The 13,848-nt window shown below is 67.8% G+C and carries 11 protein-coding genes; 4 read left to right on the top strand and 7 right to left on the bottom strand.

The genetic code is table 11. The features are described 5' to 3' along the window. The first annotated feature begins 268 nt into the window (after positions 1–268). A complete protein-coding gene (speB, locus tag HWX87_RS26775) occupies positions 269–1,237 on the top strand; it encodes an agmatinase (protein WP_176050095.1) in 969 nt (322 codons plus the stop codon). 154 nt (positions 1,238–1,391) lie between these two features. Here speB and HWX87_RS26770 read toward each other — a convergent pair whose 3' ends face one another. The 5 genes from HWX87_RS26770 to HWX87_RS26750 all read right to left on the bottom strand — a co-directional run bounded on the left by HWX87_RS26770 (position 1,392) and on the right by HWX87_RS26750 (position 6,560). Next, on the bottom strand, positions 1,392–2,561 hold the full coding sequence (locus tag HWX87_RS26770; RefSeq protein ID WP_176050094.1) for a hypothetical protein: 1,170 nt from the start codon (positions 2,559–2,561) through the stop codon (positions 1,392–1,394). A gap of 220 nt (positions 2,562–2,781) precedes the next feature. Further along, a complete protein-coding gene (locus HWX87_RS26765) occupies positions 2,782–3,762 on the bottom strand; it encodes a sulfonate ABC transporter substrate-binding protein (protein ID WP_176050093.1) in 981 nt (326 codons plus the stop codon). Between the two features lie 123 nt (positions 3,763–3,885). Beyond that, positions 3,886–4,725 (bottom strand): MerR family transcriptional regulator, encoded by an 840-nt coding sequence (locus tag HWX87_RS26760; RefSeq protein WP_176050092.1) that lies wholly within the window; start codon positions 4,723–4,725, stop codon positions 3,886–3,888. An 87-nt stretch (positions 4,726–4,812) separates the two neighbouring features. After that, positions 4,813–5,358, bottom strand: a complete 546-nt coding sequence (locus HWX87_RS26755) for a GNAT family N-acetyltransferase (protein WP_176050091.1) — start codon at positions 5,356–5,358, stop codon at positions 4,813–4,815. 182 nt (positions 5,359–5,540) lie between these two features. Further along, positions 5,541–6,560, bottom strand: coding sequence for an AraC family transcriptional regulator (locus tag HWX87_RS26750; protein WP_176050090.1), 1,020 nt, complete (start codon positions 6,558–6,560; stop codon positions 5,541–5,543). A gap of 425 nt (positions 6,561–6,985) precedes the next feature. Between HWX87_RS26750 and HWX87_RS26745 the strand changes: the two genes are divergently transcribed. After that, a complete protein-coding gene (locus HWX87_RS26745; protein ID WP_176050213.1) occupies positions 6,986–8,347 on the top strand; it encodes an MFS transporter in 1,362 nt (453 codons plus the stop codon). Positions 8,348–8,455: 108 nt separating this feature from the next. Here HWX87_RS26745 and HWX87_RS26740 read toward each other — a convergent pair whose 3' ends face one another. Beyond that, positions 8,456–9,328: a LysR family transcriptional regulator gene (locus tag HWX87_RS26740; protein ID WP_176050089.1), complete on the bottom strand. Its 873-nt coding sequence runs from the start codon at positions 9,326–9,328 to the stop codon at positions 8,456–8,458. Between the two features lie 131 nt (positions 9,329–9,459). Between HWX87_RS26740 and HWX87_RS26735 the strand changes: the two genes are divergently transcribed. Next, positions 9,460–10,458, top strand: coding sequence for a quinone oxidoreductase (locus HWX87_RS26735; protein ID WP_176050088.1), 999 nt, complete (start codon positions 9,460–9,462; stop codon positions 10,456–10,458). A 59-nt stretch (positions 10,459–10,517) separates the two neighbouring features. Here the strand turns inward: HWX87_RS26735 and HWX87_RS26730 are convergent, their stop codons facing one another. Further along, positions 10,518–12,032 carry an MDR family MFS transporter gene (locus tag HWX87_RS26730; protein WP_176050087.1) on the bottom strand — a complete coding sequence of 505 codons (1,515 nt, stop codon included), beginning with the start codon at positions 12,030–12,032 and terminating at the stop codon, positions 10,518–10,520. Positions 12,033–12,263: 231 nt separating this feature from the next. Between HWX87_RS26730 and HWX87_RS26725 the strand changes: the two genes are divergently transcribed. After that, positions 12,264–13,823 carry a methyl-accepting chemotaxis protein gene (locus tag HWX87_RS26725; RefSeq protein WP_176050086.1) on the top strand — a complete coding sequence of 520 codons (1,560 nt, stop codon included), beginning with the start codon at positions 12,264–12,266 and terminating at the stop codon, positions 13,821–13,823. Positions 13,824–13,848: the final 25 nt, after the last annotated feature.

Genomic DNA, 13,848 nt, shown 5'->3' with positions numbered 1-13,848 from the left:
CCCGCCGTCGCGTCGGTCCGGCGATGCGGCACTCCGGTGCGCGGGTGTTGCCGCCGGAATTCTTCAACGCGTTGCCCCCGCTCAACCGGGGCAACGACTTCAATTCGGCTTGCTATGATCGCCGCGGTATTGCCGTTGTCGTTGTCCTGCCCGGCCGCGCGACTGGATGCGCAAGCCGGTGCGTGCCCGATGAATCCATGCCGTGCCCGGCCCGCGCGCTCATAGAAAGCGGGGCGGCGCCGGCTCCCCACGAAAACAGGTCCGACCCATGACCGAACTTCTCCACGGCGACGGCGCGATCCGTCGCACGACGCCGTACGGCTCCTCGATCGAAAACACCTATGCGGGCGTGCTGTCCTTCATGCGCCGCAATTATTCGCGCGCGCTCGACGGCGTCGACGTCGCGATTTCCGGCGTGCCGCTCGACCTTGCGACGACCTATCGTTCCGGCGCGCGGCTCGGCCCGGCCGCGATTCGTGCGGCGAGCGTGCAGCTTGCGGAGCTTCATCCGTATCCGTGGGGTTTCAACCCGTTCGACGACCTCGCGGCCGTCGACTACGGCGACTGCTGGTTCGACGCGCACAACCCGCTGTCGATCAAGCCCGCGATCATCGAGCATGCGCGCACGATCCTGCGCTCGGGCGCGAAGATGCTGACGTTCGGCGGCGACCACTACATCACGTATCCGCTGCTGGTCGCGCATGCGGAGCGCTATGGGAAGCCGCTGTCGCTGATTCATTTCGACGCGCACTGCGATACGTGGGCCGACGACGAGCCGGACAGCCTCAACCACGGGACGATGTTCTACAAGGCCGTGAAGGAAGGCCTGATCGATCCGGCGACGTCGGTGCAGGTCGGCATCCGCACGTGGAACGACGACTTTCTCGGGATCGAGCGGCTCGATGCCGCGTGGGTGCACGACCATGGTTCGCGCGCGGTGGTCGAGCGGATCGTCGAGATCGTCGGTGCACGGCCCGCGTATCTGACGTTCGATATCGATTGTCTCGATCCGGCTTTCGCGCCGGGGACGGGGACGCCGGTCGCGGGCGGATTGTCGTCCGCGCAGGCGCTGGCGATCGTGCGTGGGCTCGGCGCGGTGAATCTGGTCGGGGCGGATGTGGTGGAGGTGGCGCCGGCTTACGATCATGCGGACATCACGGCGATCGCGGCTGCGCATGTCGCGTGCGATCTGCTGTGTCTGTGGCGGCAGAAGAAGGTGGCGGGGGCGTTGAAGTAGGCGAGCGGGTGCGCCGACATGTCGGGCACCCTCGCAAAAGCCTGTCCGCCTGCTGGAGATCGACGCGTCGGACCTCACACGCGAATCCGGCGCCATCGAAGCGTCGGGATCATGGCCAGTCGCGTCGTCAATTCATGGCGAAAGGACCTCCGGCTCAGTCCGGTATCGAATAACGCGCATTCAGATCGGCAAGCAGGCGTTCTTTGGTTGCGTCGTTCGGCTTGGCCCAGTCGTTGTCGAGCTGGTTCACCACGCGCCGGATGCTGGCGCGCTTGTTCTCCGGGTCGGTTTCCGTTTCGATATTCTTCAGCGCAGGATGACCTGCGATAGCGCCCGTGATCCACTGGTGCAGTTCCGGTGAAACGCCGTTTGGCACCGCGGGTTTGGTGAACATGCTCGCGCGCTCCGCCAGCGCTGCCGACGACATCGAAGGCGGAATATGGGCGATGGGAACGAGCCCGACCTGCTCGATTGCGCTCGGCAGGATCTTGAGTTCGCCTTGCATGCTCTCCATGTAATGGCCGGTATCGGCACTCGCGTGATGTTGCGCCGACTCCCACGCCTTGGCCGGACGCTCGTCGCTCTTGTGGAATCCGGTACCGGGCACGACGACCGCAAACATCCTGTCGTGCCCATCGGCTCTGGCGTAATCGCTGGTCGGGTGTTTGGAAATATAGAGGCCTGGACCGTGGATGTTGGTGCCGGCTACCCCGCCTGCTTTCCCTTGGTGCTTTTCAGCGGAAAAGCCCTCGGCCCGAAGCGATTCCACATTTTGTTCCGGTGTCACGTGAAAGCCGAGCACCTTGACCGGATGACCGTGCTGCTTCGTGAGTGCGGTCTCGATGCCGTGCTTCACCTGCTGGATCTGCGCGGGCGTCCAATGTTCCGGCTGGCCTTGCAGCGTCGGCAGATTCGGAACGTCGACAACTTTGCCGCCCATCGGTGCAGCACTGCCGTGTGACGACGCGACCGCCTGGACGCCTTCCGTGCGAGACAGCCTCGGGCTGTTACCGCCAGGACCGAAGAGTCGATCCGGGCTGTGACTGTCGCTGACATCGGTGGGGGATTGCGAATCGGCCTGGAGCCTGGACTTCTTCGTCGACGCCTGTGGCGTGCTGAACGCGCTCGGCGAGATCGGGCGCTTTTCCACACCCGTGGTGCCCTGTGCACGCGCGCGGCTGCTTGAAAGATCCTGAAGCCCGGACAACGCGTGCCCCGGTTGCTGCGGTGTTGGAGCGTGCTCCGGCGCCGGCGGCGGGGTGTGCTGCTCGGTGGACTGGACGGCAGTGTCTTTGGGCGAAGCGATTGAGTTGGTGCGTAGCATCAGCGCTTTCCTGATCGGCGAACGGGTTCCGCCTTATCTTGGCGTGCGCGTTCGTGGAGCAGGGGCGTGCATGCGAACCCCGGTACGCGCAGCCGAAGCGTTCGGCGCCGCATGAGCCAGCCGGCGCCGGATGCCACGAGACGGGATGCCAGTCCGGGACTGGCCGACGGGCAGGGCGCCCGCCGGCCTTGTGCGAATGGATGCGTGCGGCGGCCGCGCGTTACTTCGCCGCGAGCGCGCTCGCGACGCCTTTATCGATCCACGCATTCTCCGCGACACTCAGCTTCTGCGGAATCAGCTTCGCGCCATAAAACGCATCGGCAACCCCCTGCTGCGCAGCGACGATCCGCGCATCGAGCGGCACCGCACCGAACGGCACCCGCTTGATCCACGTCTCGACGAGCGCTTGCGGCAGGCCGACCTTCGGTGCGAGCAGCGCGGCGGTGTCGGCCGGATGTCCGTTGACCCACAGGCCCGTCTCGCGCGCCTGCTTCAGGATCGCACCGACCACGTCGGGATGCTGCTGCGCGAAGTCGCGCGTCGCTTCGTAGAAGTTGTTGGTCGCCGCGAGCCCCGAGTAGTCGGACAGCGTGCGCACCTTCAGCGCGCTTTGCGCGGCTGCGTAGTACGGATCCCACACAGCCCACGCATCGACATTGCCGCTTTCGAATGCGGCACGCGCGTCGGCCGGCGCAAGATACACCGGGCGAATTTCGTCATAACGCACGCCGGCCTTCTTCAGCGCTTCGAGCAGCAGGTAGTTCGCGCTCGAGCCCTTCTGCAGCGCGACCTTCTTGCCGCGCAGGCCGGCGACCGAACGGATCGGCGAATCGGCTTTCACGAACACGGCCTCGTTGTGCGGCGCCGGCGGTTCCGCGCCGACGTAGACGAACTGCACGCCGGCCGCCTGCGCGAACACGGGCGGCGGCGCGCCCGTGTAGCCGAAGTCGATGCTGTTCGCGTTCAGCGCTTCGAGCAGTTGCGGACCGGCCGGGAATTCGAACCATTGCACGCCGTAGCCGAGCGGCTTGAGCCGTGCTTCGAGCGAGCCCTGAGCCTTGACGACCGACAGCAGGCCGGCCTTCTGAAAGCCGATGCGCACGACCTTGTCGGCGCCGCCTTGCGCGAAGGCCGACGCGGCGGCGAACGTGACGAGCGTGACGGCAGCGGTGCGGGTGATCCAGCGGGTGAAACGAATCATCGAACGAACTCCATGCGAGACATCTTCCGGGAGCGGTGGGTGCCGCTCGGTTGGAAGAATCGTCGCATGGGCGATCGCGCCCGCAAACGAAGCATTGCCGATATGAATATGACGGCGGCGCGCCTATGCTTCGTCGCCGTCTCGTTCCGGTGCCGGCGTGCCGGACTGCCGCGCGGCCTCGTCGCTGAGCTTCTTGTCGAGGATCGTCGCGACGCGGCCGCCGAGATAGGCGCTCGCCGCGGTTTCGAGCGCGCGGTTCGTCTCGCCTTCGACGAACACGGCGGCGAGCGGGCGCAGGCGCCAGATCGCGTCGACCAGCTCGGGCACGTCGGTGGCGGGCGGCAGCGTGCCGGCGTCGTAGCGGTCGAGCCGCTTCACGACGAGATCGACGAGCAGCCGCGCGATCGCGTCGAAATGCGGCCGTGCGAGGCTGATCACGTCGAGCAGTTCACGCGGCGGGATGCCTTCCTTCGTCATGGCGGCCGCCGCTTCGAGCAGCGCGGGGCTCTTCGCGACGAACGACAGGCCGCGCCGTTCGAGCAGGCCGAGTTCGGTGACGCGCGACAGCTGCGTGGTCGCCTGCGGGCCGAACATCTGCGCGAGCGCGGCGAGCGAATAGGTTTTCGGCAGTTCGTGCGACCAGCGGCCGCCGATCGCGTTTTCGAGACCGAGGATCGAGCGAAGGTCGTGACCTTCGTCGATCGCCTTGATCAGGTCCTGGATGTTCGACAGCGTATAGCCGCGCGCGAGCAGGTGGTTGATCAGCTTCAGGCGCGCGACGTGCGTGTCGTCATAGATGCCGACGCGGCCGCGCTTTTCCGGCGGCGCGAGCAAGCCGCGATCCTGGTACGCGCGGACATTGCGCACGGTCGTGTCGGACACGCGCGCAAGCTCGTCGACCGTGTATTCGTTGCGGGAATCCGGCGCAGCCTCGTCGGGCGTGGAATGAGTCTGTTTTGACATGCGGCCATTCTAGCGCGACGTGGCGCGCCAGGGACTGTTCGCGCTCATGCAGGACCGGCGCAAGCCGGCCATTCGCGTGAACCGACCTTATGGCGAGGCGGGAAGCGTGCGTGCGCCGTCGCCGAGCGGGCGCTGCAGCAGCGCCGTATCGATCCAGCGGCCGTGCTTGAAACCGGCCGCCTTCAGCATGCCGGCCGGCTCGAAGCCGAACGCGCGATGCAGCGACGTCGAGCCGCCCGTGCCGCCATCGGCGATCACCGCGATCATCTGCCGCCACGGGCCGGCCTCGCAGCGTTCGATCAGCGCCGCGAGCAGCGCGCGCCCGATCCCGCGCCCGCGCTGCGCATCGTCGATGTAGATCGAATCCTCGATCGTGAAGCGGTACGCGCTGCGCGTGCGGTACGGCGTCGCGTACGCGTAGCCGGCCACGCGGCCGTCGCATTCGGCGACGAGGTACGGCAGCCCGTGGCGCAGCACCGCGTCGCGGCGCGCGCGCAGCTCGGCAACGTCGGGCGGCGATTCCTCGAAGGAGGCCACGCTGTGGTGCACGTGGTGCGCATAGATCGTGTGGATCGCATCGAGATCGGCGTCGGTCGCGTCGCGAACGATGCAGGCGGCTGGCGTGGTGGACATGGCGACGGTGCGACTTGGGAGGGATACGGGAAAACCACTACTATGCGGGCGATTACCCGGTGCGTAAAGCGGTGACTGCGGCGGTGACTGCTGCGACAACTGCCGCGACAACTGCCGCGACAACTGCCGCGACAACTGCCGCGACAACTGCGGCAGTGGCCGCGCGTCCGGCGCCGCGGCGTTCAGTTCAGCGGACGCTTCTTCTGCGTATCGCGCGGCAACTCGTTGAAGCGGGCGAAGTAGTAGGCCGAAAAGCGGCCGAGGTGCCCGAAGCCGAACGTCAGCGCCGTATCGGTGATGCTGGCAGCCGGGTCGGTCAGCAACTGCACGCGCGCGGCGTCCAGCCGGATGTTGCGCAGCAGTTCCATCGGGGTCGAGCCATGGTAGCGCCGGCACAGGACGTTCAGCGTCCGCAAGCCGACGCCGGCCGCCCGGGCGAGGTCCTCGAGCGAGATTGGCGCGCAGAGCCGTGCGTGGATGAATTCGTGCAGTGCGTCCATCTGCCGGATGCCGCCATGCGATCCGGCTTGCGCGGGTGCGCCGCGCGCTTCAAGCGCCGGGCCGGCATGCACGGCGGCGGGCGACGGCGGGCAATGTGCGAGCAGGAACAGCGCGAGGCTTCGTTCGAAGTGGTCGCGCCATTCGGCCCGTATGCCGCCGTCGTCGGCAACGGCGAGCACGTTGAGCAGCGACTGCGCGATCAAGTCCCATTGCGTCGCAAGCGCGCGTGACAGCAGGTAGCCGGGAGCGAGCCCAGGCGCCGCGTTATCGGGCGGGCGGCCGGAAACCGCGTGCATCAGCGAATCGGGCACCTTGACGATCAGTTGCCGGGTGCCGGATCGCCAGCGAAGGCGGACGCGCGACGTCGGCGCGAGCACGGCGGTGCGCCCTTCGGACACGCTCATCACGTGCCCGTCGCACTCGATTTCGGCGCCGCCCGCGAGGGACGTGTGGACGAGCGAAAAGCCGTCGAACGGGCGCGGGGCGACCTCGACTTCGGCGCCGTACTGCAGCACGTAGACGCTCAGGTGATTCAGTTGCCCCTTGAAAAGCGCTGCGTCGGGTACGCCCTGCTTCCAGCGCAGCGCATGCTCGGCCAGTTCCAGCGAGACCTGCTCGTGCGCATCCGTGCGCAGGCCGGATCGGAACACGCAATTCCGATACAGCGCGGACAGCACGTCCGCATTCGGGGTGAGGGGCATGGGGCGTCTCCTGCGTGGCGCTTTTCGTGCAGCACATCAGCTGGCCGCGGATGCGCGTCGTGCCACGTCGGTTTCTCTGGTGAGCGAGATATCCTGAAAGGATGATATTGATCTTTGTCAGGCTTGTCGAAAGTTTCGCAAGAATCGGATAGTCCCATCTCCGCAGGGGAAAAATCCGGATAGCGTGCGGCGTGCGGCACGAGAAAAACGAATCGAATTCGCGAGTCGCCTGCAAATTTCGGATAGTGGAAATCATTGTGGCTTCCTACACTGCGCCGGCAGCCGGACGAACGGCAGCGCATTTCACGGCAATGATTCGGACAACTACTAAATTGATGGGTCGATCGATCGTATTCGTTCGAACTCGCGTCATGCGACGGCCACCGCCGGGCCCGAATCCCCTCTGGAAAAAGGAACGAAGCTCCATGCGTCAAATCAACCTGCAGGCGCTCTCGGACGAGGCGCGGCTGGGCAAGCTGCACGGCGTCGTGCTGTTCTGGTGCGCGCTGATCATCGTGTTCGACGGCTACGACCTCGCGGTGGCCGGCATTGCGCTGCCGGCGATCATGAACGAGATGGGCGTCAATCCGGCGCAGGCCGGTTTCATGGTCAGCTCGGCGCTGTTCGGCATGATGTTCGGCAACATCGTGTTCGGGACCGTCGCCGAGCGGATCGGGCGACGCTGCGCCATCGCGGCCTGCCTGACGTTGTTCAGCGTCTTTACCGCGGCGGCCGGGCTGGCGCCGACGCCCGTGCTGTTCGGCGCCGCGCGCTTCCTCGCCGGCATCGGCATCGGCGGCGTGATGCCGAACGTGATCGCCCACATGACCGAATACGCGCCGCGCCGCGTGCGCAGCACGCTGGTGACGCTGATGTTCAGCGGCTATTCGGTCGGCGGCATGCTGGCGGCGGTCATGGGCAAGGGGATGATCGACGCCTATGGATGGCAATCCGTGTTCGTCGCCGCGGGCGCGCCGGTGCTGCTCGTTCCGCTGCTCATGAAATGGATGCCGGAATCGCTGCCGTTTCTGATCCGGCACGGCCGGACGGACGAACTCGCGCGCATCGCACAGCGGCTCGATCCCGCCTATCGGCCGCAGCCGGGCGACTGCTATGTCGTTCCGCGCGCGGGTGGCACGGGCAACGCGCCGGTCCGGCAGTTGTTCGACGACGGCCGTGGACCAAGCACGGCCATGTTCTGGATCGCGTGCTTCATGTGCCTGTTCATGGTGTACGCGCTCAGCTCGTGGCTGACGAGGCTGATGGCGGGCGCCGGCTACAGCCTCGGCTCGGCGCTGACGTTCGTGCTGGTGCTGAACGCCGGCGCGATGATCGGCGCGATCGGCGGCGGCTGGCTGGCCGATCGCTTGCCGATCAAGACGGTGCTTGTGTCGATGTATCTCGTTGCAGCGGTGTCGATCACGCTGCTCGGCTACCCGATGCCGACCGCGCTGCTGTTCGTGCTGGTCGGCCTCGCGGGCGCGTCGACGATCGGCACGCAGATCGTCAACTGCGCGTACGCGGGGCAGTTCTATCCGATGGCGATCCGCTCGACCGGCATCGGCTGGACGTTGGGCGTGGGCCGCGGCGGCGCGATCCTGGCGCCGATCGTCATCGGCGTGCTGGTCGGCATCGATCTGCCGCTCGCACAGAACTTCATGGCGATCGGATTGCCCGCGCTGGTGGCGGCCGTCGCGGTCGGCCTGATCGACCATCGGCGCTCGGCGTCGCGTCACGGCGTGGCGGCTTCGGCCGCCGAACGGCAGGTGGCGGCCCGGCAGTCCTGAGCGGCCTGTCGGTGGCGCCAGCCCGAGGCCGGCGGCCGATCGCGCACGGCAACGCTGCGCACGCGATCATGGCCGGGCTGCAGCAGCGGTTCTGACACGGCGGGGGCGTCACAGCCGGCCGTCCGCCGCATGAACCGCATCGGCGATCGCCTCCGCGACACGCTGCACGCGCGGCGAGCGGCGCACGTCCGGGTGGACGACGAGCCAGATCTCGCGCTCGATGTCGCACCGCGGCGCGGCCGCCAGTTCGACGAGCGGCGCACCGGCTTGCGCGGCCGGATCGTCGACGAGAAAGCGCGGCAGCAACGCGACGCCGGCCCCCGCCGCACACGCGCGATGCTGCGCGGCGAGGTCGTTCGCGACGAATGCGAAACGGCGCCCGGCCGCGAATCGTTCGAGCCACTGCTGCTGCGGCGTTTGCGCGAGCGCGTCGTCGTAGCCGACGAACGGCCAGGTGTCGGGCGGCGCGTCCGCCCATTCCGGCGACGCGCACAGCGCGAAGCGCATCGTGCCGAGCCGGCGCGCGGCGAGCCCCGGTTCGATCGGCCGCGACAGGCGCACCGCGAGATCGGCTTCGCGCGCGTACAGGTTCGCCGCGTGCATCTCGCCCATCAGGTCGATCCGCAGCGCCGGCCATGCGCGCTGCGCGCGGGCCAGGCGCGGCGCGAGGAAATGGCTGGCGAACACCGGCGACGCCGATACGCGCACCACGCCGTCGAGCGCCGCCGCACCCTGGGCAGCGCGCGCGAACGCATGCGCGTCGGCTTCGAGGCGTGTGGCGTGCTCGGCAAGGTGCAGCCCTTCGTCGGTGGGTGGCCAGCCGCGCGGCAGCCGGTCGAACAGCCGGATGCCGAGCGCGGACTCCAGCGCGTCGATGCGCCGCGCGACCGTCGAATGCTGAACCTGCAGCGCCCGCGCGGCGGCCGACAGGCTGCCGCCGCGCATCACCGCGAGGAAGTAGCGGATGTCGTCCCAGCTCATCGGCGGCGCGGACGCGGGTATGGGTTCTTGATCGGTCGAATTTTGCACGGTAGATGGGCGATAACCGGGAATTCCGATCGATTATGCACGATGGGATGATCGTGTCACATCATTTGATTGTGAGGAACGTCATGACCCAAACCACCACCGCCATCCGGATCGGGATCGACCGCTATGGCGACGCCGGCGTGCTGCGCCGCGTCGATGCGCCTGTCGCGCCGCCCCGCGCCGGCGAGGTGCGGATTCGCCAGACCGCGATCGGCGTGAATTTCGTCGACATCTATTTCAGGACGGGGGCGCATGCGTTGCCCGCGCTGCCGGATGCGCTCGGCGTCGAGGCGGCCGGCGTGATCGACGCGGTCGGGCCGGGCGTGACGGATCTCGTCCCCGGCCAGCGCGTCGTGTATGCGGGCATGCCGACCGGCAGCTATGCGAGCCTGCGCACGATGCCGGTCGAGCGCGTGGTGCCGATCCCCGACGGGTTGAGCGATGACGCCGCGGCCGCCGGGCTGCTGAAAGGGATCACCGTGTACATGCTGCTGCATCGCGTCCGGCAAGTCGGCGCGGGCGACACGGTGCTCGTGCATGCGGCGGCCGGCGGGGTGGGACTGCTGGCGACGCAATGGGCGCGCGCGCTCGGCGCGCGGGTGATCGGTACGGCCGGATCGTCGGCGAAAGCCGCGCTCGCGCGCAGGCATGGCGCAGAGGCGGTCGTCGATTATCGCGAGGAGGATTTTGTCGCGGCGGCACGCGCGTTCGGCGGCGGCGCCGGGGTCGATTACGCGATCGACGGGATCGGCGGCGACGTGCTGACGCGCACGCTCGGTGCGATCCGCCCGTTCGGGATGGTCGCGAGCATCGGGCAGGTGGCCGCGATCGGCGCGCGGCAGACGTTCGATCTCGACGAACTGGGGCCGGCGCGGTCGATCGCGCTCGCGCGGCCGAGCGTGCTCGGCTTCATCGCGCGCGACGTTGGCGGGTATCGGGAGGCTGCGCGCGCGACGCTCGAACGGCTGGCGGGCGGGATGCACGTGGAGATCGGCGCGCGGCTGCCGCTCGAGCAGGCAGCCGATGCGCACCGGCTGCTGGAGTCGCGCGCGACGACGGGCGGGGTCGTGCTGGTGCCTTGACGCCGGGTGGTTGCGAATCGCGATGCGGCCCGGCGGCTGCGTCGCGATTCGCGGGCCGGTCAGTTGTGCTTGCGCAGCGGCGCATCCTCGACGAACCACGCGAGCACGAACGCGATCGCGATGACCGTCGCCGCCGCGAGATAGACGACGTGCAGCGAACCGGCGAACGCATGCAGGTACGTGTCGCGCACGGCATCCGGCAACTGGTGCACGGCGGCCGGGCCGAGCGCGGGCGGCAGCTCCGTACCGGCCGGCAGCGCCTCCATCACCCGCGACTGCAGCCCGTGCGAGAACAGCGCGCCGAACGCCGCGACGCCGAGCGAGCCGCCGATCGAGCGGAACAGCGTCGCGCCCGACGTCGCGACGCCCATGTGCCGGAATTCGACCGTGTTCTGCACGGCGAGCGTGAGCACGGGCATCACCATGCCGAGTCCGATCCCGAGCAGCGCCATGTATGCATACATCGTGTGCAGCGGCGTATCGAGCGTCAGCGTCGACAGCAGCGCCATCGCGATGCCGCCGGTCAGCGTGCCCAGGATCGGAAACATCCGGTACGAGCCGAGCCGCGAGATCAGCCGGCCGCTGACGATCGACGTCACGAGCATCCCGCCCATCATCGGCAGCAGCTGCATGCCGGCCTGTGACGGCGTCGAACCCTTCACGACCTGCAGGTAGAGCGGGATGAACGTGACCGAGCCGAACAGCGCGATGCCGACCACGAAGCCGATCAGGCTGACCAGCACGAAGGTGCGATGGCGGAACAGTTCGAGCGGCATGATCGGTTCGGCCGCAAGACGCTCCTCATAAATGAAGCCGCCGATCGCGACGAGCCCGAGCACGAGCGTCATCCACAGTTGCGGCGACGTCCACGGCAGCAGCGAGCCGCCTTCGCTCGTAAACAGGATCACGCAGGTGAGGGCGGTCGCGAGGAACGCGGCGCCCATGTAGTCGATCCGGTGCTTCACGTGCGCGGTGTGCGGCCGGAAGGCGACGCCGATCACCGCGAGCGCGAGAAAGCCGAGCGGCAGGTTGATCGTGAAGATCCAGCGCCATGAAAGATGCTCGACCAGGAAGCCGCCGAGCAACGGGCCGATGATCGTCGCGAGGCCGTACACGCCGCCGAACATCCCCTGGTAGCGCGCGCGGCGATCGGGCGGCACCAGATCGCCGATCGCGGCCATCGTGACGACCATCAGGCCGCCGCCGCCGAGCCCTTGCAATGCGCGCAGCACGATCAGCTGCGTCATGTCCTGCGCGATGCCGCACAGCGCGGAACCCGCGAGAAACAGGACGATCGCTGCCTGCAGCACGATCTTGCGGCCGTACAGGTCGCCGAGCTTGCCGTACAGCGGCAGCACGACGGTCGACGACAGCAGGTACGCGGTGACGACCCACGACAACTGGTCGAGCCCGCCGAGTTCGCCGACGATCGTCGGCAGCGCGGTGGACACGATCGTCTGGTCGAGCGCGGACAGCAGCATGACGAGCAGCAGCGCGGCGACGATCAGCCCGGTCGGCGCGTCGCGGCGGGCCGCTTCGGCGGCCGGTGGGGTGAGGAGGGTGTCGGTTGTCATCGAAATATCTGCCATGGCAGGGAATTGGTTCGAACTATAGCGACAGATAGTTGACCAGTCAATTTCTGCTCAGCCTTGATATGTTGCAGCCGTAACAGGAGATTGCCGACGAGAAAAATTGACCGCGATCAGGCGGAAAGCGGGGCCGGACTCAAGTTTTTTGCAGGCAAACCGTAATCCAGAGTGCTGCGGACCGATTGCCGCGGCATTTTTCACCGCTCACGTGCCGTCATGAACCTGAACGCCTTGTTTTCCCGTTTCTCGATCCGTACGCGGATCTTTTCCACGCTCGGTCTCGTCGCCGTGCTGCTCGTCGTGTCGGGGCTGATCGGCCTCGCCGGCATGCAGAGCTCGAACCGCGCGCTCGACGAGGCTTATACGCAGCAACTGGCTGCGAAGACCGCGCTGTCCTCGGCAAGCCTGAACCTGACGATCGTGCGTACGACGCTCGATCGCGCGCTGCTGCATCCGGAAGCGCCGGAAGTGCCGGATCTCGTCAAGAAGGCCGAGAACTATCTCGCGAAGGCCGACACCGCGTGGCGCGGCTACGCGGCGATGCCGCACGACGGCGACGAAGGCCCGCTCGCGAGCCGCCTCGACGCCGCGCGCCAGGCGCTGATCGGGCAGGCGCTGAAACCGATGATCGACGCGGTCCGCGACGGCCGTCGCGACGAGGCCGACCGGCTGCTGATGTCGGTCGCGCCGCCGCTGTCGGTTGCGCTCACGCAGGCGACCGATGCGCTCGATGCGTACCAGGTCGCACGCGGCAAGGACGTGTACGACACCGCGCAGACCTATTACGGCTGGATGCGCATGGGCGCGATCGCGGGCATCGCATTCGGCCTGGCCGCGTGCCTCGGCTGCGCGATCGGCCTGCATTTCGCGATTACGCAGCCGGTGAACCGGCTGCTGTCTCATTTCCGCCGCCTGTCGGAAGGCGACCTGACGTCGGAAGTGCGCTGGTCGTCGCGCGACGAGATGGCCGAGCTGGTCAAGGGCGTGACGGGCATGCAGCGCAGCCTCGCGGATACCGTGCGCCAGGTCAGCCAGGGTTCCGAGGCGATCTCGACGGCGACGCACCAGATCGCGGCCGGTAACACCGACCTGTCGCAGCGCACCGAGGAACAGGCGTCCGCCCTGCAGGAGACGGCCGCGAGCATGGAGCAGCTCACCGCGACCGTGAAGCAGAACGCGGACAATGCGATGGAGGCGCAGGCCTGTGCTGACACCGCGAGCGAGATCGCCACGCGCGGCGCGACCGTGGTCGGCGAGGTGATCGGCACGATGAACGAGATCGACCAGAGCTCGCAGAAGGTCGCCGACATCATCGGCACGATCGAGGGCATCGCGTTCCAGACCAACATTCTTGCGCTGAATGCGGCGGTCGAAGCCGCGCGCGCAGGCGAGCAGGGCCGCGGTTTTGCCGTGGTCGCCGGCGAGGTGCGCACGCTCGCGCAACGCTCGGCATCCGCGGCGAAGGAAATCCGCACGTTGATCGGCGAATCGGTCGAGCGCGTCGCAACCGGCTCGCGGCTCGTCGGCATGGCCGGCACGACGATGCAGGACATCCAGCAGGCGATCGGGCGCGTGACGGGCATCATGACCGAGATCGCGTCCGCATCGAACGAGCAGCGCGACGGGATCGAGCAGGTGAACCGCGCGGTGTCGCAGATGGATCAGGTGTCGCAACAGAACGCGGCGCTCGTCGAGCAGGCTGCGGCAGCGGCGGCGTCGCTCGAGGAGCAGGCCGACGGCTTGCGTCGTGCGGTGGGGGCGTTCCGGGTGGCTTGATCGACCGTGGGCGGCGACGGGACGG

The organism is Burkholderia sp. BCC1644 (assembly GCF_902833225.1).
In the GTDB taxonomy this organism is placed as follows: domain Bacteria; phylum Pseudomonadota; class Gammaproteobacteria; order Burkholderiales; family Burkholderiaceae; genus Burkholderia.
This window is presented reverse-complemented; position numbering and strand designations above follow the sequence as displayed.